A 21355-nucleotide genomic window follows, 5' to 3' on the forward strand; every position below is an offset into this window, starting at 1 on the left:
CAGTGCAGCCGCGCCCATCGTCGAGGAGCCTCCCATGTCGTCGTCCGGGTCCATGTCCAGGTTGTCCGTCCGTGCCAAGGTGCTCGGCATCGTCGCTGCCGCAGCGGTCGTCGCCCTGACCTTGGGTGTCGTCGCGATGGCCAGCACGAGCCGGCTGCGCGCCACGACCGCCTCGATGGCGGCCACGCAGACGAGCGTCGCGGGTTCGCTCAGCGACCTCAAGGACGCGTTGTGGACGACGCGCAACTCGGTCTCCGTCATCGGCATCTTCGTCGGCGGGGACGTCGAGGAGAAGATCACCGCCTACCAGACGGCGAGCGACGGCCTCGACGCCGCGGTCGCGGCGTTCACCGACGCCTACGACGCCACGGGTGACACGCTGCCGAGCAGCTTCGACGCGTTCCTCACCGCGCTCGACGGCTACCGCACGGGCGTCGAGCAGGACCTCGTCGTCCCGGCGCGTGCCGGTGACCGTGCCGGCTTCCAGGCCGCCCGCGACACCCTGGGTTCCGTGGGTGGCGAGATGGTGGCGAGCCTCGACGAGGTCGAGGCCCAGGTGTCCACCGACCTCGAGGAGGTCGCCACGGCTGCCGAGGCGTCCGCCTCCCGCACGATCCTGGTGCTGGGCGCGGTCATGGTCGTCGGTGTCGCCCTGCTGCTCGCCCTTGGCCTGTGGTTCGCCGCCGCGCTGCGCCGGTCGGTGGTGGCGCTGCAGGTGGCCGTCGACGGGCTGGCCCGAGGTGACCTGACGGTCGAGGCCGAGGTGTTCAGCGGCGACGAGGTCGGTCGTACCGCGGTCGCGCTGCGGGCCGCCCAGTCCCAGCTGCGCGCCACCCTGACCGACGTGCTCGAGACGTCCCGTTCGGTGGCCGCCTCGGCCGAGTCGCTGTCCACGTCCTCCGCCCAGGTGGCCACCGGTGCCGACGAGACCTCCGCGCAGGCGGGTGTGGTCGCCGCGGCTGCGGAGCAGGTGTCGCGCAACGTGCAGGCCGTGGCCGCGGGTGCCGAGGAGATGGGCGCCAGCATCCGCGAGATCGCGCAGAACGCGACGGAGGCCGCCAAGGTCGCCGGTGCCGCCACGACCGTGGCCGCCTCGGCCAACGACCAGGTGGCCCGGCTGGGCGCCTCGTCGCAGGAGATCGGCAACGTGGTCAAGGTCATCACGAGCATCGCGGAGCAGACGAACCTGCTCGCGCTGAACGCCACGATCGAGGCTGCACGTGCCGGTGAGGCCGGCAAGGGCTTCGCCGTGGTCGCCGGTGAGGTCAAGGACCTGGCCTCGGAGACCGCGAAGGCCACCGAGGACATCGCCCGCCGGGTCGAGGCCATCCAGGCCGACACGATGGGAGCCGTCGCCGCGATCGGCGAGATCTCGCACATCATCGCGAGCATCAACGACTACCAGCTGACGATCGCCTCCGCGGTCGAGGAGCAGACGGCCACGACCAACGAGATGTCGCGCGGTGTGGCCGAGGCGGCCACGGGGTCGGGGGAGATCGCGGTGAACATCACCGGTGTGGCCTCCGCCGCGCACACCTCCTCCCAGGTGCTCGGCGAGATGGGCGGCTCGGTCTCCGGCCTGGCCGCCCAGGCGGAGCGTCTGCGGGACTCCCTGGCGGCGTTCACGCTCTGATCTGCACCCCGAACCGTCAGGGCCCGCGCGTGACCTGCGCGCGGGCCCTGACGCGTTCCCGGGGCCCGTCCTCACGCCGGTCCTCGAGCCTGTGCGCGCGCCCGTCCTCGCGCCCGTCCTGACCGGGCCGCGCGCCCGACATCACCCGCCCCCGGACCGCACGGACCGCTCATCCGCACCCCGACCACGCCGATGAGGATCTCGACGCCGCGCACCCGCCCGGCACCCCTTGGAGGAGCACGTGACTCGGATCCGCGTCCTGGTGGTCGACGACTCCGTCGTCGTCCGTCGGCTCGTGACGGACTCGCTCGCCCGCGACCCGCAGATCGAGGTCGTCGGCGTCGCCGCCAACGGGAAGCTCGCGCAGTCGAAGGTCGAGCAGCTCGCCCCGGACCTCATCACGATGGACGTCGAGATGCCGGAGATGAACGGCATCGAAGCCGTGCGGGCCCTGCGCCGCGCCGGCCACACGATGCCGATCATCATGTTCTCCACGCTGACCGAGCGCGGTGCCGAGGCCACCCTCGACGCCCTCGTCGCCGGCGCGACCGACTACGTCACCAAGCCGGCCAACGTCGGCAGCGTGCAGGAGTCGATGGCCCAGGTCGCCGACAACCTGCTCCCGAAGATCAAGGCGCTCGTCTCGGCCCCGTCCCAGGGCGGTCGCGTGCGGGGCTCGCTCGGCAGCGGTCCGGGGATCCCCGGGCAGCAGACCCCCGCCGGACGGCCCGCCGGTGCGCTCGCGCCGCCGCCCGTGCGTGCCGCCCGCGTCGTCACCACGCGCCAGGAGCCGCCCGTCCACCCGCTGCGGCTCGCCGTCCTCGGCTCGTCCACCGGCGGGCCCGAGGCCTTGTCCAAGTTCTTCACGGCGCTCAACCAGCCGCTTCCCGTGCCGCTGCTCGTCACGCAGCACATGCCGCCCGTGTTCACGCGTCAGCTCGCCGCCCGGCTCGACCGCCTGGGGCCCGCCCGGGTGCACGAGGCCGGAGACGGCGTGCCGCTGCAGAACGGCCACGTCTACATCGCCCCCGGCGACCGGCACCTCGAGGTGCGTCGCGCCGGCGCGGCGCTGCAGACGCAGCTGACCGACGGCCCGCCCGTCAACTACTGCCGACCGTCCGTCGACGTGCTGTTCCGCTCAGCGGTCCGCGCGTGCGGCGGTGACCTGCTCGCGGTCGTGCTCACCGGCATGGGGGCGGACGGTCGCACCGGCTGCGAGGACGTCGTCACCGCAGGCGGTCTCGTGCTCGTCCAGGACGAGCCGACCAGCGTCGTGTGGGGGATGCCGGGCGCGGTCGCCACCGCCGGCCTGGCCCACCGCATCCTGCCGCTCCCAGATGTCGCACCCACAGTCGAACGTGTGCTGCACGGCGCCGCCGTCAGCGCAGGAGGGGGACCGTCATGACCCTGACCCGTGACACGTTCACGTACGTCGCCGACCTGGTCCGTCGTCGCAGCGCGATCCAGCTGACACCGGGCAAGGAGTACCTCGTGGAGAGCCGGCTGATGCCGCTCGCCCGCGAGGCCGGTGCAGCCGACGTCGACGCCTACGTGACGTCGGTCCGCGCCAAGCCGACCGAGGTCTCGCTCGTGCGGATCGTCGAGGCGCTCACCACGAACGAGACGTCGTGGTTCCGCGACTCGGCCCCGTTCGTCGCGCTGCGCCAGCACATCCTGCCGCCGCTCGTCGCGGCCCGGGGTCAGTCGGCGCGGCTGCGCATCTGGTCCGGCGCGTGCTCGACCGGCCAGGAGCCGTACTCGATCGCGATGACCCTGACCGACGCGCTGCCGCCGTCGATGTCCTTCGAGATCCTCGCCACCGACCTGTCGACCGAGGTGCTCGAGCGGGCCCGCAGCGGGACGTACTCGCAGCTCGAGGTCAACCGCGGCCTGCCGGCCCCGATGCTCGTGCGCCACATGGTGCGGCAGGGCACCGACTGGCAGATCAGCGACGAGCTGCGCCGCGCGATCACGTTCAAGCAGCACAACCTGCTGGACCCGGCCCCGATCGGTGGCCCGTTCGACGTGATCTTCCTGCGCAACGTGCTCATCTACTTCGACCTGCCGACCAAGCGCTCGATCCTCGGGCGCCTGCGACAGGTGCTCAAGCCCGACGGCATCCTCGTCCTCGGCGCCGCCGAGACCACGATCGGCGTCGACGACGACTGGTCCCGGGTCCCGGTCGGCACCGGCTCGGTGTACCGACCGGCGGGCGCCAGCCCCGCAGCCACGACACCCGTGCCGAACCAGCGGCCGACCGTCGGGGCCCCCGCACCTGGTGCCTCCGTCGGGATCACCCCCGCAGGAGCGCCCGGCACGTTCGCCAGCCGCACCACCCCGTCCACGCCCGTCACATCCGTAGGAGCACAGCGATGAGAGCCCTCGTGATCGACGACTCGCGCACGATGCGCCGTATCGTCGCCGGAACCCTGGAACAGCTGGGCTTCGAGACCGCCCAGGCCGAGCACGGTCGGGAGGCCCTGGACCTGCTCGACGCGGGTCTCGAGGTCGACCTCGCCTGCGTCGACTGGAACATGCCCGTGATGGACGGGCTGCAGTTCGTCACCGAGGTCCGCAACGACCCCAGCCGTCGGGGCATCACGCTCATGATGGTGACGACGGAGGCCGAGACCTCCCAGATCGTGAAGGCGCTCGCCGCCGGAGCGCACGAGTACCTCATCAAGCCGTTCACGCCGGACGCCATCCGCGACAAGCTCGACCTGCTCGGGCTCGTCCCCGTCGAGGAGACAGTATGAGCACCATCGTCGAGCAGGACCAGGTCTTCGCGATCGCCCAGGAGGTGTTCGCGGCCATGATCGACGGCGACGTCGGTCTGCTCGTCCCGTACGAGGGCGACGCGCCCGCGTTCCGCGACCCGGTCGTGGCGTGGGTCGACCTGCACGGGGACTGGGCGGGTCGCGCGGTCCTGACCACCGAGATGCCCGTCGCGCACGACCTCGCCCGGGCGCTGCTCGGCATGGGCGCCGACGAGGAGATCTCCCGGGTCGACCTCGAGGACGCCTTCGGCGAGGTCGCCAACGTCGTCGGTGGCAACATCAAGTCGTTGCTCCCGACGCAGGGGACGCTCGGTCTTCCTCAGGTTGCCGACGCAGTGCCCGATGTCTCAGGTGCGGTCCTCGTGCACGAGCTGCGCCTCGCTTGGCGCGGACAGCCCATGTTCGTGTCCACATGGGTCTTCGCCTGACGACGGCGCGGCCCGCGCACCTGACCGGACAGCTCATCTGAAAGGAAGACTCATGATCCGTGTGCTCGTCGCGGATGACAGCCGCGTCATGCGGCAGATCGTGATCCGTACCCTGCGCCAGGCGGGGTACGACTGGGACGTGCGGGAGGCCGAGAACGGCGCCGCGGGTCTGGCAGCGGTGCGGGCCGACGAGCCCGACGTCGTCCTGTCGGACTGGAACATGCCGGAGATGACCGGTATCGAGTTCCTCCGTGCGCTGCGTCGTGAGGGATTCGCCACGCCCTTCGGCTTCGTCACCTCGGAGGGGTCGCCCGAGATGCGGGCGACCGCCGAGGCGGCCGGTGCCCTGTTCCTCATCGCGAAGCCCTTCACCCCGGAGGCGTTCCGGGACGTCATCGAGCCGGTGCTCGCATGAGCCAGGACACGCCTCTCCCGAACGCGAAGGACGTCCGCGAGCTCATCATGGGTCTCGTCGGCCGCGACGTGGAGGTGCTCACCGGCGGCGGGATGGTCGACCCGACCAGCCCGTCCGGTGCGCTCGTCGGCGTCTACACGGACAACCGCCTGGCGCTCACGGCGCTGGTCATCATGGACGTGCCGCTCGCCGCGTACGTCGGTGCCGCGCTCGGGCTCGTCCCTGCTGCTGCCGCGAAGGACGCCGCCTACGAGGAGACCCTGACGGACAACCTCGCGGAGAACGCCGGCGAGATCCTCAACGTGATGGCCTCGCTGTTCAACGCGGAGGGTGCCCCGCACGTCCGGCTCGACGCGACGTACCAGCCGCGCGACCCGCTGCCCGCCGACATCGCGCAGTGGGTGCTCGCCTACGTGCGCCGCACGGACCTGGACATGAAGGTCGAGGGCTACGGCAGCGGCAAGTTCTCGCTCCTGGTCATCTGACGCCGTCACCGGCGTGCGGCGCCGGCGATCTCCAGGACCGCGGGCGCCAGCTGGGCGAACGCGGTGCGGTACTGCGCGTCGGTGCCCAGGTAGGGGTCGATCACGTCGTCGTCCTCCGGTCGCGGGGGAACCGCCCGGCGCCGCGCCGCGGCGAGCGGCACGACGGCGCGCAGCCGGTCGGCCGTCGTCGCGCCGGCCCCCGGCAGGTCGGCCGGGTCCAGGTCGAGCAGCAGCCGGGCCAGCTCGCGCACGGTGAACGTGCGGACCGCGGCCCCGGGTTCGAGCCGGATGACGGCGGACCGGTGCTGCGCCGTGAGCGCGAGCACGAGGTCGGTCCCGCGCAGCATGCCGGGCGTCACCTGGCGTGCGACGAACCCCGTCGGGTCGCACCCGTGCTCGAGCAGAAGCGAGGCCATCCGGTCGGTCATCGGCGCACCCGAGACCGCACCCGTGCCGGCCGAGGCGACCTCGACGGCGGGCAGCAGCCCGCGCCGGGCCCCGCCCGGACCCGCCGGCCGCCGGTAGGGGGCGCCGAGCCGGGCGGCGAGCAGCCGTTCGACGGCCGGGGAACGGCAGACGTTGCCCGTGCACACCGCGAGCACGCGGAACGGTGCAGGGACGTCGGAGGGGGTCACTCTCGCCATGATGCCCGGCCCGTGCGACACCCGAGGTGCTCGTCGGGTCCGCGGTGACCCGATCGGCCTAGCAGGACCACCCGACTGCCCGCCGGGGAACGCTCGCGGGGGCCCGTACGTTACGGCTGTGTCAACTCCTTCGGGACACGCACACAGGTCCTGCACCGGCTCTGCCACACTGCGCCCATGGCATCGTCCCCCTCCGGAGCCGCGCCCACCGAGGCTCCCCCCGCAGCCCCCCTCCACCCCCTGGACCGCTTCTTCAAGATCACCGAGCGTCGCTCGACGATCGGCACGGAGATCCGCGGCGGTCTGACCACGTTCTTCACGATGAGCTACATCATCGTGCTCAACCCGCTCATCATCGGCACGGTGCCCGACAGCACCGGGCACTACCTGGGCGGCGGCACGGAGCCGAACCTCGCCCTGGTCGCCGCAGCCACCGCGCTCGTGGCCGGCGTGCTCTCCATCCTGATGGGTGCCGTCGCGAACTTCCCGATCGCGCTCGCCGCGGGTCTGGGTCTCAACGCCGTCGTGGCCTACTCGATCGCGTCGCTGCCGGGCATGACCTGGGCGGACGCGATGGGCATCGTGGTGCTCGAGGGCCTCGTGATCCTCGTGCTGGTGCTCACCGGGTTCCGGACCGCGGTGTTCAAGGCCGTCCCGCGCGAGATCAAGGTCGCGATCTCGGTCGGCATCGGCCTGTTCATCTCGCTCATCGGCTTCGTCGACGCCGGGTTCGTCCGCCCGGGCAACCCGGTGCTGCAGCTGGGCATCGACAACTCCCTGGCCGGTTGGCCGCTGCTCGTCTTCTCGATCGGCCTGCTCACCGCGATCATCCTCATGGTCAAGAAGGTCCGCGGCGGCCTGCTCATCGCGATCGTCGGCACGACGGTGCTCGCGGTCGTCGTCGAGCTCGTCGCGAACGTCGGTCTGTTCGGCGCCGAGAACGCCACCGGCTGGAAGCTGAACACGCCGGCGTTGCCCAGCTCGCTGGTCGAGGTGCCGGACTTCTCGCTGCTGGGCCAGTTCTCGCTGTTCGGCGCCTTCGGCAAGATCGGCTTCGTCGCCGTCGTGCTGCTGGTCTTCTCGCTGCTGCTGGCCGACTTCTTCGACACCATGGGCACGATGGTCGCCGTCGGTGCCGAGGCCGAGCTGCTCGACGACGAGGGCAACCCGCCGAACATGGAGCGGATCCTGGTCGTGGACTCCCTGGCCGCCGTGGCCGGTGGTGTCGGCTCGGTCTCGTCGAACACCGCCTACATCGAGTCCGCCTCGGGTGTCGGTGACGGTGCGCGCACCGGTCTGGCCTCGGTCGTCACGGGTCTGGCGTTCCTCGTCGCGACCTTCCTGTCCCCGCTGGTCGACATGGTCCCCTCCGAGGCGGCCGCCCCGGCCCTCGTGGTCGTCGGCTTCCTCATGGTCATGCAGGTCTCGGGCATCGACTGGAAGAACTACGAGATCGCGATCCCGGCGTTCCTCACGATGATCCTCATGCCGTTCACCTACTCGATCACCGCGGGTATCGGCGCCGGCTTCATCGTCTACGTCGTCATCAAGGTCGCCGTCGGCAAGGCCAAGGCCGTGCACCCGCTCATGTGGGTGGCCGCCACGCTCTTCGTGCTCTACTTCGCGCTCGGCCCGATCAAGGACGCCATCGGGATCTGACGCGTCGTTCTCTGCGCGCTGCGCGCCTGCCCCGAGGGGCACCAGCACGGGGTCGGTCCTGCCGCACGGCGGGGCCGGCCCCGCGTGCGTGCTGGACGCGCGTGGCTAGCATGGCGTGCGTGCCACGCCGCCCCGCGGCGCCGTGCGCGATGCCGGGCTCCACCGGCACCCCGTCGAGGAGAGGGCACGCCGGTGAAGATCGCGATCGTGGGCACGGGGTACGTCGGGCTGTCGAACGCGGTGATCCTGGCGCAGCACCATGAGGTCGTCGCGGTCGACATCGACCCGGCGAAGGTGGACGCCATCAACCGGCGCGAGTCCCCGATCGTCGACCCCGAGCTCGAGGACTACCTGCGTCGTGTCCCGCTCTCGCTCGTGGCGACCACGGACGCGCCGGCCGCCTACCGCGGTGCCGCGTTCGTGGTGGTCGCCACGCCGACGGACTACGACCCGGTGAGCAACTACTTCGACACCTCGTCCGTCGAGCAGGTGATCGCTGCCGTGCTGGCCGTCGAGCCCGGGGCCGCGGTCGTGGTCAAGTCGACCGTCCCGGTCGGCTTCACCGCACGGCTGCGCGAGGAGCACCCCGGTGCGCGCATCGTCTTCTCGCCGGAGTTCCTGCGCGAGGGTCGTGCGCTGCACGACAACCTCTACCCGTCGCGGATCGTGGTGGGCGACCGCTCGTCGGTCGGCAAGGAGTTCGCCGGGCTACTGGTCGAGGGGGCGCTCGCGACCGACATCCCGGTGCTGCTGACCGACCCGACGGAGGCCGAGGCGATCAAGCTGTTCGCCAACACCTACCTGGCCCTGCGGGTGGCGTACTTCAACGAGCTGGACACCTACGCCGCCACGCGTGGGCTCGACTCGGCGCAGGTCATCGAGGGGGTCGGGCTCGACCCGCGGATCGGCTCGCACTACAACAACCCGTCGTTCGGCTACGGCGGCTACTGCCTGCCCAAGGACACCAAGCAGCTGCTGGCCAACTACCAGGACGTGCCGCAGAACCTCATCGCCGCGGTGGTGGAGGCGAACACGACGCGCAAGGACTTCATCGCCGTCGACATCCTGCGCCGGCAGCCGCGGGTCGTCGGTGTGTACCGGCTGATCATGAAGTCCGGTTCGGACAACTTCAGGGCGTCCTCGATCCAGGGGATCATGAAGCGCCTGAAGGCCAAGGGCGTCGAGGTGATCGTCTACGAGCCGACGTTCGTCGAGGACGAGTTCTTCCGCTCCGAGGTGGTGCGTGACCTCGAGGAGTTCAAGCGCCGGGCCGACGTGATCGTGGCGAACCGTCGCACCGAGGTCCTCGACGACGTGGCCGAGAAGGTCTACACGCGGGACATCTACGGGCGCGACTGAGCGTCGGCCCCACCGCACGCCCGGATCGCCCGACTGCTGGCGTTTTCCTTACCTAAGGTAATGAGTTAAGGTAAGGACCTGTGAGAATCACCGTGCCCACGCTGGCCGCCGAGCTGCGCGTCTCGCTCAGCAGGGCGAGCCGCAGGCTCAAGGCCGAGCGCGGCGACGCGGACCTGCCGGACCCGCAGTTCAACGTGCTCGCGTTCCTGCACCGCGACGGCCCGATGACCCCCGGCCAGCTCGCCGAGGCGGAGCACGTCCAGCCGCCGTCCATGACGCGCACCGTCAACTGCCTCGTCGAGCTCGGGTTCGTCCGCAAGGACGAGCACCCCACCGACGGGCGGCTGGTCGTGGTGAGCCTCACCGACGCCGGCCGTGCCGAGGTGCTCGAGACGCGGCGTCGCCGCGACGCCTGGCTCACCTCACGCCTGACCGCCATGACCCCCGACGAGCGCGACCGCCTCGCCGACGCCATCGAGCTCCTCCGGAGGATCGCCACCTCATGAGTCCGACGTTCACGTCGTTGCAGTACCGGAACTACCGCCTGTGGTTCGCCGGTGCCCTCGTCGCGAACGTCGGCACCTGGATGCAGCGCGTCGCGCAGGACTGGCTCGTGCTCACCCAGCTCTCCCACGAGTCCGGGGTCGCGGTCGGGTTCACCACCGCGCTGCAGTTCGCGCCCGTGCTGTTCCTGTCCGCCTGGGCCGGGCTGCTCGCCGACCGCGTCGACCGCCGCAAGCTGCTGGTCGCGACGCAGATCGGCCAGGGCGTGCTCGCCGCGGGCCTGGGCGCCCTCGTGCTCAGCGGGCACGCGCAGCTGTGGCACGTGTACCTGTTCGCCGGCGCGCTCGGCTGCGTCTCGGCGATCGACGCCCCCGTGCGCCAGACGTTCGTCGCCGAGCTCGTACCGGCCAACCGGCTGTCCAACGCGGTCGGCCTCAACAGCGCCTCGTTCAACGCCGCCCGCCTCATCGGTCCCGGCCTGGCCGGGCTGCTCATCGCCGCTGTCGGCACCGGCTGGGTCTTCCTCATCAACGCCGTCACGTTCGGCGCGACGATCCTGTCGCTCACGCTCATGCGCACGGGCGAGATGCACCGGATGCCGACGGCGTCGCGCGCCAAGGGGCAGATCCGCGAGGGCGTGCGCTACGTCCGCAACCGCACCGACATCCTCGTGATCATGGTGGTGGTCGGCGTCGTGTCGACGTTCGGCCTCAACTTCCAGCTGACCTCCGCGATGATGGCCCGCACCGAGTTCGGCCGGGGCGCGGGGGAGTACGGCATCCTCGGCTCGGTCCTCGCCATCGGCTCGCTCACCGGCGCGCTGCTGGCCGCCCGGCGCGAGCGGCCACGGGTGCGGCTCGTGATCGGTGCGGCCTTCGCCTTCGGCATCGCCAGCGGTGTCATGGCGCTCATGCCCACGTACCCGTCGTTCGCTGTCGCGTGCATCCCGGTCGGGCTCGCGTCGCTGACGATGATGACCGCGGCCAACTCGACCATCCAGCTGTCCACCGACCCGGCGATGCGTGGACGCGTCATGGCGCTCTACATGATCGTGTTCCTCGGCGCGACGCCGGTCGGCTCACCCGTCGTCGGCTGGGTCGGCGAGACGTTCGGCCCCCGGTGGGCCATCGGCATCGGCTCGATCTCCGCGCTGCTCGTCTCGACCGCCGCGGCGGTCTGGGCCGCCCGTGCCTGGCACGTGCAGGTGCGCTACCACGTGCTCAGCCGCCCGCACGTCGAGGTCGTCCACCTGGACGCCGTCCTTGCGGGCGGTGGCCCGGGCCCTGGGGGCTCGGACGGCACCGACGGCAGCGACGGCACGGACGGAACCGACGGCCCTGGCGGGCCCGGAGGTCCCGGAGTTCCCGTCCAGAGGGGCGGCGGGGCCCGGCTCGTCGCCGCGAGCAGGCTCGGCGCGCAGGACGCGGCCGACCGGCAGTCCGCCGCCTGACGCCTCGGGCGCGGTGCGTCGGCACGCCTCGAGGGCCGACCGCCGGCCGCCGGTCCTCGCCCGCGGCGTCCGGGTGAAACACCGCGCGGAGCTGCCGCAGGACAAGTCGGACATGTGACGATCGACCCATGGACGTCCCGGTCGAGCACGACGACGCCGCCGAGCAGGCGCCACCGCCCCGCTCGCCCGCGACCGCCGGTTCGCCGGAGCCCACGCAGCCCGCCCCGCCCGCCCGGCGGCGCCACCGGCTGCGCACGGCACTGCTCACCGTGACCGTGGTGCTCGGTGTCGTCGTCGTCGCCCTCGGCTGGGTCGGCTACCGCGCATGGCAGACGGCGCACGCGCTCAAGGACGCCCAGGCGCTCGTCGACACGGTCCAGGACGAGGTCCGCGCCGGCGACGTGCAGTCGCTCGCCGACGCGGTGCCGCAGATCCAGGCGCTGACCAGGACCGCCCGCGAGTCCTCGGGCGACCCGGTCTGGCGCGCCGCGGAGGTCCTGCCCGTCCTCGGCACCCAGCTGCGCGCGGTGCGCACGGTGTCCTCCTCGCTCGACGACGTGGCCGTCGGGGTCCTCCCGGCGGTCGCCTCGCTCGGCACCGCGCTCGACGGCCGCGAGGCGGACGAGGAGCGCGGGCGCCTCGTGCTGGCCCAGCTCGTCGAGGTCGCCCCCGGGCTCGTCGACGCCTCGGTGACCGCGCGCAGCGCCGCCGACGACGTCGCGGCCATCGACACCGACGGCCTGCTCGGTCCGCTCGTCGACCCGGTGACCAGGGCGCGCGACGCGCTCGAGGAGGCTGCCACCGCGCTCGAGGGAGGAGCCGGTGTCGCGTCCCTGCTGCCGGCGATGCTCGGCTCCGACGAGCCGCGCACGTACCTGCTGCTCTCGCTCAACTCCGCCGAGCTGCGCTCCGGCGGCGGGATCGTCGGTGCGGTCGTCGTCCTGCAGGCCCAGGGCGGGCGGCTCGAGCTCAGGGGCCAGCTGAGCACGGCCGACCTCCCCGGGCTGGACGAGCCCGTGCTGCCGCTGTCCGACGCCGAGCTCACGGTCGACACCGCGCGGCTCGGCCGCTGGGTGCAGGACGCCACGATGACCCCGGACTTCCCGCGCACCGCCGAGCTCGTCGCGGCCCGGTGGGAGCAGCAGACGGGTGGCACGGTCGACGGCGTGATCGCCGCGGACCCGGTCGCGGTGTCCTACCTGCTGGGTGCCACGGGGCCGATCGGTGCGCCCGACGGCAGCACGCTCGACGCGGGCGGTGTCGTGGCCGCCCTGCTGCACGACAGCTACCTCACCTACCCGGACGCGGGCGATGCCGACCGGTACTACGCAGGCGTGGCGAGCGCGATCTTCGGTGCGGTCACCGCGGGCAAGGGTGACGTGGGTGCGCTGGGCCAGGCCCTCGTGCGCGCCGGCGAGGAGGGACGGCTGCGCATGTGGTCGGCGCACCCCGACGAGCAGGACCGGATCCTGGGCACGGACTTCGCCGGCGCGTTCCTGTCCGAGCAGAGCGCCGACGAGGTCGGCGTGTTCCTCAACGACGGCACGCCGGGCAAGCTCGACTACTTCCTTCAGGTCCAGGTGAGCGTCGAGGACCTGCAGTGCGACGGGCCCGACCCGACCGCCCAGGTCCGCGTCTCGCTCAGCTACGACCCGCCCGCCGACATCGCGACCTACCCGGACTACGTCATCGGCGCGCACCGCGAGGGTCGGCCCGACGGGTGGGTCGACACGAACCTCAACGTCTACGCCCCGGTCGGCGCACCCCTGGGCGCCCTCGAGAAGGACGGCGGCTGGGTGTCGGGCACGTCGGCGACCCTCGACGGCCGAGCCGTGCAGGTCGTGCGGTCGTCCCTCGACCCTGGGCAGAGCGAGTCCTACACGTTCGCCGTGCCGGTGCGCGACGGCCAGGTCGTGGTCCGCACGACCCCGACGGTGGGGTCGCCGGGCTCGGTCGTCGCGTCCTGCGCCCCCTGACACGCCGGCCGACACCTGCGGGGACCCGCCGGCGCCCGCTGGCAGACCTGCGAGGCGATCTCGCCTCGGCGTCGCGATCCGACACGGAGGTGCCCTAGGGACCTTGCCCTGTCCGAAATCACCCGATAGAGACCGGTTCGGGACCCCCTCGAGGCGCCATGATGGGGTGACATGTCGGAGATGAGAAGTTTGGAGGGTGTCATGAGAGCGATCGTGCGTGCGTGCATCGCTGTGCTCGTCGCGGTAGGCGCCGCGACCGCGGCGGCGGCACCCGCCGGCGCGGAGGTCACGCCGTCGCCTGCGCCCTCCTACGGGTGCCTGGACCAGAAGGACGGCTACGGGGCTCCGCTGCCCTGCGAGCTCGTCGTCTCCGAACTCACCCCTGTGTGCGTCGCCGACGTGCCGCTGCTCAACTACGCGGTGCAGGCCATCGGCACGCCCAACACGACGGTGACGCTCACGTTCGTGAACCCCGACGGGCAGAGCGTGGTCTACCCCGACCTGCCGCTCAGCGGTCAGGTCCGTTGGCCCGGCGCCGTGGTCGGCGCGGACGGCAAGGGCATCGACTGGCCGGGCTGGAAGCAGCTCGCCGACGGGACCTGGATCGAGGCTGACGACGGCTACGCGTGGGTGCGACCGAACGTCACCGTGAAGCTCCAGGTCAACCCGGAGGCGTCGGTCACCGTGGCCTACCCGCCGTCGACCCCGACCTGCCTCACCGGTCCGCCGACCACGGTCGTGCTCGCCGAGAGCCCGGCGGCCAAGTCGTCCGTGGTGACGGCCGTGCTCGCTGCGACGGGCGCTGACGTGCTGCCGTTCGCGATCGTCGCCGTGGCCCTGCTGGTCGCCGGCGGGACCGCCGTGATCCTGGTGGCCCGGACGCGGTCCCGGAGCGCGCACCGCTGACGCGCGGCTCCACCCGACGCACGCCGAGCGTCGGACGAGGGAAGGCCCCGGGGACCACGTCCTCGGGGCCTTCCCTCGTCGTCGCGCCCGGATCGGGCTGGAGCCGGTCTGGAACGGTCCGGAGCGGTCAGAGGTGCTCGACGACGTGGTCGATGCACGCGGTCAGCGCGAGCACGTCCTCGGGGTCGACGGCGGGGAACATGGCGATGCGCAGCTGGTTGCGCCCCAGCTTGCGGTACGGCTCGACGTCGACCACGCCGTGCGCTCGCAGGATCTTCGCGACGGTCGGCGCCTCGATCTCCGGCGCGAGGTCGATCGTGCCGACCACCGAGGAGCGGGCCTGCGGGTCCGTGACGAACGGCGTCGCCCAGTCCCGGGCCTCGGCCCAGCCGTACAGGTGACCCGCGGACGTCGCCGTGCGCCCGGCGGCCCAGGGGAGCCCGCCCTGGCCGAGCATCCAGTCGAGCTGCTCGGCGAGCAGCACGAGCGTGGCGAGCGCGGGGGTGTTGAGGGTCTGGTCGAGCCGCGAGCTGGCGACGGCGGTGCTGAAGGAGAGGAACTCCGGCACCCAGCGCCCGCTCGCCTCGATGCGGGCGGCACGCTCGATCGCTGCGGGGGAGGCGACCGCGAGCCACAGGCCGCCGTCGGAGGCGAACGACTTCTGCGGGGCGAAGTAGTACACGTCGGTCTGCGCCGCGTCGACGTCCAGGCCGCCGGCTGCCGAGGTGCCGTCCACGAGCACCAGAGCGCCCTGGTCGGCGGACCCTGCGACCCGGCGGACCGGGGCGACGACGCCCGTCGAGGTCTCGTTGTGCGGCCAGGCGTAGACGTCCACGTCCAGCTCGTGCGCGGGCAGGGCGACGCTGCCAGCCGGCGCCTCGTGCACGGTCGGTGCGCCGAGGAACGGGGCGCGGGCCGCGGCCGCGGCGAACTTCGCGCCGAACTCACCGAACACGGCGTGCTGCGAGCGGTGCTCGACGAGGCACAGGGTGGCCACGTCCCAGAACGCCGTCGAACCGCCGTTGCCGAGCACGACCTCGTAGCCGTCCGGCAGCCCGAACAGCTCGGCCAGGCCGGCCCGCACGCGGCCCACCAGCGCGCGCACCGGCGCCTGACGGTGGGACGTGCCCAGCAGGGTCGTCCCGACGGACGCCAGGGCGTCCACCTGGGCCCGCCGGATCTTCGACGGGCCCGAGCCGAACCGGCCGTCGCGCGGCAGCAGGTCGGCGGGAATGGTCACGGGCGTGGGCGCGTTCTCGGGCACGACGCGAGGATAGGCCTCGTCGGCCGTGCTGCGCGGGCGGGACCAACTACCCTGGGCGCGGGCATGTGGACGCGACGTGCGACGACGTGGGAGGCAGTGCGGTGAGCGACCTGATCGACACGACCGAGATGTACCTCAAGACGATCTACGAGCTCACCGAGGAGGGGCGCACGCCCCTGCGGGCCCGGATCGCGGAGCGTCTGGGCCACTCGGGGCCGACCGTCTCGCAGACGGTCGCCCGCATGGAGCGGGACGGGCTGGTCGTGGTCACGGGCGACCGTCACCTCGAGCTGACGCCGGACGGCCTCGCCAAGGCGGTGCGCGTGATGCGCAAGCACCGCCTCGCCGAGCGGCTGCTGACGGACGTCATCGGTCTGGACTGGCCCTACGTGCACGAGGAGGCGTGCCGCTGGGAGCACGTCATGAGCGAGCGGGTCGAGCGGCGCCTGGCTGCCCTGCTCGACCACCCGCACTTCGACCCGTACGGCAACCCGATCCCGGGGCTGGCGGAGATCGGCGAGGAGGCCGTCGACCAGTCGTTCCTCGACGGCGTGACCTCGCTGGTCGCCTACGACAGCGCCGACACCGACGGCGTGGACCGCTCCTTGTCGCGCGCGGTGGTCGCGCGCATCGCCGAGCCGCTCCAGGTCGACGTCGAGCTGCTCGGTCGGCTCGAGGAGGCCGGTGTGCGGCCCGGCGGGACGATCGCGATCGAGCGCGGCGACGGTGTCGTGACGGTCGGTGCGCCGGGCTCGTCCACGGTGCTGGACCTGCCCGACGAGGTGGCCCGGCACATCTTCGTCGGTCGCGCCTGACGGACTCCTCACGGCGTGTCGTCGGCGACGCGCAGGGAATCGTCCCGTGGTGTGCCGACTTGTCCGTGACCGGAGCGTGACAATCGCGCAGGGGGTCCTGTACGTTCGTCCTGCTTCCAGGAACCCTCCTCCGAGAAGCCCTCGAGCGGAACGCCGAACCCTGCCGCCGTCCGAGGTCCGCACGAACCGCCGGCAGGGGCGGGGGACCCAATCGCGGGCACCGGGAAGTTCACGGTGTCCTTGGGGTGAAGTCGCACGACGGCCTCGGCCGGACGGACGACCGGGTGTTCTCCCACCCGAACCCGACAGCTCACCTCGTAGGCGATCAGGAGAGGCAACGCGTGACCGTGAGTACCATTCGCGCCCGTCATCGTGCGGCGCGGCGTCCTTCGACGCCACTGACCGAGATCGCCAACGCCGCATCGGAGCAGATGGGCACGGTGGGTCGCCGGACGGCGGTCGTCGCCGCCGCCTCGGGTCTGGCCGTGACGATGCTCGGCGCCCCCGCCTCCGCGGCGAACCAGGGTGAGGCGGCCGGATCGCTTCCCGCCGTCGACACCACCTCGCTGACCGCCTCCGCGCGTGCCGTCCTCGAGACCGCGCCCGTCGTGACGGCGCCCGCCGAGGTCTCGTGGAGCTTCGACACCCCGACCGTCACCGCGGTGAAGCCTGTCGTCAAGGCGGCGACCACCCGCACGACGACCACGGCGGCCTCGCGCAGCGAGACCCGGACGGCCGTCGCCAACAGCCCGATCCCGCAGTCGGTCGCAGGCAACGCGGTCCTCGAGATCGCCGCCCGCTACGTGGGCACCCCGTACGTCTCGGGCGGGACGACCCCCGACGGCTTCGACTGCTCGGGCTTCGTCTCCTACGTGTACGGCCAGCTGGGCATCTCGCTGCCGCACTCCTCGAGCGCGTACCTGTCGGTCGGCACGATCGTCTCGGCGGCCGACGCGCTGCCCGGCGACATCATCTGGAGCCCGGGCCACGTCGCGATCTACGCCGGTGGCAACCAGCAGATCGACGCGCCCCGGCCGGGCAAGACGGTCCAGTTCCGCGCGATCTGGCAGAGCAGCCCGGTGTTCATCCGCATCGGCTGACACCCCGCACCTGACGAGGGCCTCGACGACCATCCGGTCGCCGGGGCCCTCGGTCGTTGGTGGACCCGTCCAGCCTGCGCAGGCCCGTCGCGTACGCTGGTCGCGCATCACTCAGGTCACGTCGCTTCGCGGGCCGGCAGCCAGCCGGTCCGACCGCACGAGGTCAGGAGTACGCCGTGCTGTCGACCGCTGCCGTCGGGGACGCCCCGACCAGGACGCTGCTGCTCAACGCCAGCCACGAGCCGCTGTGCATCGTGAGCGTGCACCGCGCGGTGCTGCTCGTCATGACGGGCAAGGCGGTGGTCCTGGAGGCCGACGGGAGCCTGCACTCCGAGCGGCTCGCGATGCCGCTGCCCGTCGTGCTGTGCCTCAACCGCTACGTCCACGTCCCGGTGCGCCGGCCGGTGCCGCCTACGAGGCGCACGGTGCTGCAGCGCGACGGCCACCGCTGCGCGTACTGCGGCGGGGGCGCCGACACGGTCGACCACGTGCACCCGCGCTCGCGTGGGGGTCGGCACGAGTGGACGAACGTCGTGGCGGCCTGCGTCCGGTGCAACCACCGCAAGGCGGACCGGTTCCTGCACGAGCTCGGCTGGGAGCTGGAGTTCACCCCGCGTGCGCCCCGCTGGTCGGTGGCGTTCGGTGCGGCGGCCACGCGCGCCGAGCCGTCGTGGTCGCGGTACCTGGTGGCCTGAGCGCTCGCACCCGCGGCTCCCGGATCCCCAAGTTCGTGCCAAGGTGGGGGCTGCCGATGGCACAGATCCTCTGCGGAGCAGGCATGATCGGATCAGACGGACGTCGGACGGTCATCATCTGGAGGTACTCATGCCGCGCCCTGTGATCCTCGTGGGGATCGACGGATCGACCGCCGGTCTGCATGCGCTGGACTGGGCTGCTGCCGAGGCCGCGGCTCGCGGGTGGGCCCTGCGGCTCGTGTGCTGCTACTCGCTGCCGTCGTTCACGGCGGCGTCGCTGGACGGCGGGTACGCCGCCCTGGACGACACGGCGATCCTGGAGGGCGCGAAGGCCGTGCTGGCCGATGCCGCCGCGCGGGTCGCCGGTCGGGGCCTCGAGGTCACCGCGAACGTCGTCACGGGCGATGCGGCCGGGGTCCTCGTCGACCTCTCCCGCGAGGCGGGTCTGGCCGTCGTCGGCACGCGCGGTCGGGGCGGGTTCGCCGACCGGCTGCTCGGCACGGTGTCCTCCGCGCTGCCCGCGCACGCGTACTGCCCGACCGTCGTGGTCCCGCTGCGCGGGCACGGTCGCGCGTTGCCGGACGAGGAGCAGGTCCCCGACGTGCAGCCGGTGCGCCGGATCGTCGTGGGGATCGACGGGTCGCCGCAGGCCGAGGCCGCTCTGCGGGTCGCGATCCAGGAGGCGGCGACGTGGGGTGCCGAGCTCACCGCGGTCGCCGGGGTCCCGATCGGCGCGGGCACGGGAATCCTGGCGTGGCTGCCCGCGTCCGTGGACCACGAGCAGATCCTCGCCGACATCGCCGAGGGCCTGAACGTCGTCGTGGACCGCGAGCTGGCGGGGCGCACGGACGTCGTGGTCAAGCGTCACGCGCTGGACGGCACGGGTGCCCAGCTGCTCACCGAGTTCTCGCAGGCGACCGACCTGATCGTGGTCGGCTCGCGCGGGCGTGGAGGGTTCACGGGTCTGCTGCTCGGTTCGACGAGCCAGGCCGTGCTGCACCACGCGGAGTGCGCCGTGATGGTCGTGACGCACCGGGCGCAGGCCCTGGCCGAGGCTCGCTGACCCCGGGTCGAGTGACGGCGGCCCGACCTGCCGCCGAGCGGCGGTGCGGTCGGGCGCCGAGGCGTGCAGCCGGTCGCAGGTCAGCCGGGTGACGAGGCCGGTGCGGGCGGGACGTCGGGTCGGCGGACCAGCGCGGACAGCACGACGGTCGAGCGGGTACGGGCCACGAAGGGTTCGGCGGCGAGCCGCTCGACGACGCGCTCGAGGTGCCGCATGTCGGAGGTGCGCACCTGCACGACCAGGTCGACGTCGCCCGTGACGGTGCTCGCGGTCACGACCTCGGGGTACCGGGCGATCGCCGCCCGCATGGTCGCCGGGCTCGTCGAGCCGTGGCAGAACAGCTCGACGAACGCCTCGGTCTGCCAGCCGAGGGCTGCCGGGTCCAGCCGGACGGTGAACCCGCGGATCACCCCGCGGTCGAGGAGCCTGTCGACACGTCGCTTGACGGCCGGGGCGGAGAGGGCCACGACCTTGCCGATCTCGGCGTAGGTGGCGCGGGCGTCGAGGGCGAGCTCGCGCACGATCGCCGCGTCGAGGGGGTCGAGCGGGTCGGGTGCTGCTGCCAGGTCGGCGTCGGCGGACACGGACTCATCCTTGCGTACCCCTCACGGGCCCTGTGCACCTCTCGGGGAGCCCTGCGGACCCCTGCGCCGAACGGGTGAATCGCGCACGTTCGTGCAACTGCCCTGGTCAGGCGTTCACCGAAGCAGACATATGCGCCCTAAAGAACCCACACAGGGTGCCGATGTGGTGGGTGAGGACGTCCCCGCGGCACCCTCGGAACGCACTGCCCCGGGCGTCGACGGCGGATCGGGGAGCACCGCGAGGTGTCTCCCAGGGGCAGCCCACCGACGAGGAGCCGACATGACGGACATGCTCGACACGGATCGCCTGCCGCAGCCGCACACGCGGACGGACGCGACGCCGACGGCGACGGGCTCGCCGACCATCCCCACCCAGCGTGTCGAGCTGCCCACCCCGGCAGCCCCCGCGGAGCCCGTCGCGCAGCCGCTGCCCGTCGAGCTGCCGACCCAGCGTCAGGGTGCACCGGCTGCCGCGACCGAGGTCCAGGAGGCCCCGCGGCCGACCCGCTCGGACCTGCGCGCTCCCGAGGCGCCGAGCCGCCGGCCGGTGCTGCGCACGGTGCTCGTCAGTGCCTCGATCGTCGTGCTGCTCGGCGCGCTGGTCGGCGGGCTGGTCCTCAAGGCGCAGGCCGATGCCCGCGCCGCCGAGCTGGCCCGGGCCCAGGCGCGCGTGGCCGCGGTCGTCGCGGCGCACGCGCAGGACGTGGCCTTCCAGTCCGCCACCGACCAGCGGCTGCAGGTGGCCGCGGGCACGGCCGTGCACGACACGGCGTACGCCCAGGCCGTGGCCGCGACCGAGCACGCGACGGCGACCCTCGCCGCGACCCCGCAGGCCGGCGACGCACCACGGGCCGCCGTCCAGCAGTCGATGGACGCGATCGCGGCGGCCGTCGCCGCCGGTGAGCTGAACCCGGCAGGCGTCCGGACGCTCGTGGCAGGCCTGGCCGCACCCGAGAAGGCCGCGACCGACGCGCAGGTGGCGTGGCAGGCGGCCGAGGACGCGCGGATCGCAGCCGAGAAGGCGGCAGCTGAGAAGGCCGCGGCCGAGCAGGCAGCCGCTGCGGCGGCACGTCGCTCGACGGGGACCAGGTCGACCTCCACGAGGGCGACGACGTCGTCCGGCACGTCGAGCGCCGGTGCCGCAGCGGCGCCGGCCGTGTCCGGTGTCCCCGCCGGGGGGCTCGTGTGCCAGGGCGCCGGCGGTTCGGGCGCAGGCGAGTCCAGCGTCGGGGCGATCGGCGAGGCGATCAACGCCTACCGTGCCTCGGCAGGGCTGCCGACGCTGTCGGTCGTGCGGTCCGGCTCGCTCGTGCAGCACGCGGTCACGATGGCGAACACCGGTGGCATCTGGCACTCGGGCGGCGACAACATCGTCGGCTGCTCGAACGGCGGCCTGGGCTCGCTGATGTCCGGGTGGAAGAACTCGGCCCCGCACAACGCCCAGATGCTCCGGACGGACGTCTCGACGATGTACGTGGGCGGGGCCTCGCTCAACGGCTTCCTGTTCGGCGCGGTGCTCTTCAAGTAGCACCTGCCCGAGCACGACGAGGCCCGCGGACACATCACCTGTCCGGGGGCCTCGTCGTTCCGGGAAGGGA

At 72.6% G+C, this 21355-nt stretch carries 21 protein-coding genes and 1 riboswitch; of the genes, 18 read left to right on the top strand and 3 right to left on the bottom strand.

Annotation, left to right across the window (positions count from 1 at the left end):
• Positions 1–34: 34 nt before the first annotated feature.
• From BKA22_RS11555 to BKA22_RS11585, 7 genes are all read left to right on the top strand, one after another.
• Entirely contained in the window at positions 35–1633 is a 1599-nt protein-coding gene (locus tag BKA22_RS11555) for a methyl-accepting chemotaxis protein (protein WP_179561752.1), read from the top strand.
• Between the two features lie 241 nt (positions 1634–1874).
• The gene (locus BKA22_RS11560; RefSeq protein WP_146954153.1) at positions 1875–3038 is read left to right on the top strand and encodes a protein-glutamate methylesterase/protein-glutamine glutaminase; all 1164 of its coding nucleotides are present in this window, start codon (positions 1875–1877) and stop codon (positions 3036–3038) included.
• Positions 3035–4009 carry a CheR family methyltransferase gene (locus tag BKA22_RS11565; RefSeq protein WP_146954154.1) on the top strand — a complete coding sequence of 325 codons (975 nt, stop codon included), beginning with the start codon at positions 3035–3037 and terminating at the stop codon, positions 4007–4009. The genes BKA22_RS11560 and BKA22_RS11565 overlap by 4 nt, the downstream gene beginning before the upstream one ends.
• Complete coding sequence (locus BKA22_RS11570; RefSeq protein ID WP_146954155.1) at positions 4006–4389, top strand: response regulator; 384 nt, start codon at positions 4006–4008, stop codon at positions 4387–4389. Before BKA22_RS11565 ends, BKA22_RS11570 begins: the two co-directional genes overlap by 4 nt.
• On the top strand, positions 4386–4838 hold the full coding sequence (locus tag BKA22_RS11575; RefSeq protein ID WP_146954156.1) for a chemotaxis protein CheX: 453 nt from the start codon (positions 4386–4388) through the stop codon (positions 4836–4838). Before BKA22_RS11570 ends, BKA22_RS11575 begins: the two co-directional genes overlap by 4 nt.
• A gap of 52 nt (positions 4839–4890) precedes the next feature.
• A complete protein-coding gene (locus tag BKA22_RS11580) occupies positions 4891–5253 on the top strand; it encodes a response regulator (RefSeq protein WP_146954157.1) in 363 nt (120 codons plus the stop codon).
• Complete coding sequence (locus tag BKA22_RS11585) at positions 5250–5738, top strand: hypothetical protein (protein WP_146954158.1); 489 nt, start codon at positions 5250–5252, stop codon at positions 5736–5738. Before BKA22_RS11580 ends, BKA22_RS11585 begins: the two co-directional genes overlap by 4 nt.
• 5 nt (positions 5739–5743) lie before the next feature.
• Here BKA22_RS11585 and BKA22_RS11590 read toward each other — a convergent pair whose 3' ends face one another.
• Complete coding sequence (locus BKA22_RS11590; RefSeq protein WP_146954159.1) at positions 5744–6382, bottom strand: arsenate reductase/protein-tyrosine-phosphatase family protein; 639 nt, start codon at positions 6380–6382, stop codon at positions 5744–5746.
• 177 nt (positions 6383–6559) lie between these two features.
• On the opposite strand from BKA22_RS11590, the gene BKA22_RS11595 reads away from it, so the two are divergent.
• The 6 genes from BKA22_RS11595 to BKA22_RS11620 all read left to right on the top strand — a co-directional run bounded on the left by BKA22_RS11595 (position 6560) and on the right by BKA22_RS11620 (position 14236).
• Entirely contained in the window at positions 6560–8041 is a 1482-nt protein-coding gene (locus BKA22_RS11595; RefSeq protein ID WP_146954160.1) for an NCS2 family permease, read from the top strand.
• 192 nt (positions 8042–8233) lie between these two features.
• Positions 8234–9400: a nucleotide sugar dehydrogenase gene (locus BKA22_RS11600; RefSeq protein ID WP_146954161.1), complete on the top strand. Its 1167-nt coding sequence runs from the start codon at positions 8234–8236 to the stop codon at positions 9398–9400.
• An 80-nt stretch (positions 9401–9480) separates the two neighbouring features.
• The gene (locus BKA22_RS11605; protein WP_146954162.1) at positions 9481–9906 is read left to right on the top strand and encodes a MarR family winged helix-turn-helix transcriptional regulator; all 426 of its coding nucleotides are present in this window, start codon (positions 9481–9483) and stop codon (positions 9904–9906) included.
• Positions 9903–11354: an MFS transporter gene (locus BKA22_RS11610; protein WP_223203695.1), complete on the top strand. Its 1452-nt coding sequence runs from the start codon at positions 9903–9905 to the stop codon at positions 11352–11354. The genes BKA22_RS11605 and BKA22_RS11610 overlap by 4 nt, the downstream gene beginning before the upstream one ends.
• Before the next feature lie 128 nt (positions 11355–11482).
• The gene (locus tag BKA22_RS11615; RefSeq protein WP_146954163.1) at positions 11483–13330 is read left to right on the top strand and encodes a DUF4012 domain-containing protein; all 1848 of its coding nucleotides are present in this window, start codon (positions 11483–11485) and stop codon (positions 13328–13330) included.
• A gap of 201 nt (positions 13331–13531) precedes the next feature.
• Positions 13532–14236: a peptidase gene (locus BKA22_RS11620; protein WP_146954164.1), complete on the top strand. Its 705-nt coding sequence runs from the start codon at positions 13532–13534 to the stop codon at positions 14234–14236.
• A gap of 127 nt (positions 14237–14363) precedes the next feature.
• Here the strand turns inward: BKA22_RS11620 and serC are convergent, their stop codons facing one another.
• Positions 14364–15500 (bottom strand): phosphoserine transaminase, encoded by a 1137-nt coding sequence (serC, locus tag BKA22_RS11625; RefSeq protein WP_223203696.1) that lies wholly within the window; start codon positions 15498–15500, stop codon positions 14364–14366.
• A gap of 101 nt (positions 15501–15601) precedes the next feature.
• Here serC and BKA22_RS11630 point away from each other — a divergent pair, with 101 nt between their 5' ends.
• The 4 genes from BKA22_RS11630 to BKA22_RS11645 all read left to right on the top strand — a co-directional run bounded on the left by BKA22_RS11630 (position 15602) and on the right by BKA22_RS11645 (position 19173).
• Positions 15602–16315 (top strand): iron-dependent transcriptional repressor DtxR, encoded by a 714-nt coding sequence (locus BKA22_RS11630; RefSeq protein ID WP_146954165.1) that lies wholly within the window; start codon positions 15602–15604, stop codon positions 16313–16315.
• 141 nt (positions 16316–16456) lie between these two features.
• A riboswitch (cyclic di-AMP (ydaO/yuaA leader) is annotated at positions 16457–16654 on the top strand.
• A gap of 2 nt (positions 16655–16656) precedes the next feature.
• Complete coding sequence (locus tag BKA22_RS11635) at positions 16657–17415, top strand: C40 family peptidase (protein WP_146954166.1); 759 nt, start codon at positions 16657–16659, stop codon at positions 17413–17415.
• Between the two features lie 176 nt (positions 17416–17591).
• The gene (locus tag BKA22_RS11640; RefSeq protein ID WP_179561753.1) at positions 17592–18110 is read left to right on the top strand and encodes an HNH endonuclease; all 519 of its coding nucleotides are present in this window, start codon (positions 17592–17594) and stop codon (positions 18108–18110) included.
• Positions 18111–18240: 130 nt separating this feature from the next.
• Positions 18241–19173: a universal stress protein gene (locus BKA22_RS11645; RefSeq protein WP_146954167.1), complete on the top strand. Its 933-nt coding sequence runs from the start codon at positions 18241–18243 to the stop codon at positions 19171–19173.
• Positions 19174–19253: 80 nt separating this feature from the next.
• Here BKA22_RS11645 and BKA22_RS11650 read toward each other — a convergent pair whose 3' ends face one another.
• On the bottom strand, positions 19254–19757 hold the full coding sequence (locus tag BKA22_RS11650; RefSeq protein WP_223203697.1) for an Lrp/AsnC family transcriptional regulator: 504 nt from the start codon (positions 19755–19757) through the stop codon (positions 19254–19256).
• 280 nt (positions 19758–20037) lie between these two features.
• Here BKA22_RS11650 and BKA22_RS11655 point away from each other — a divergent pair, with 280 nt between their 5' ends.
• Positions 20038–21285, top strand: a complete 1248-nt coding sequence (locus tag BKA22_RS11655; protein ID WP_146954168.1) for a CAP domain-containing protein — start codon at positions 20038–20040, stop codon at positions 21283–21285.
• The last annotated feature ends 70 nt before the right edge of the window (positions 21286–21355 follow it).

The organism is Cellulomonas soli (genome assembly GCF_013409305.1).
In the GTDB taxonomy this organism is placed as follows: Bacteria; Actinomycetota; Actinomycetes; order Actinomycetales; family Cellulomonadaceae; genus Cellulomonas; species Cellulomonas soli.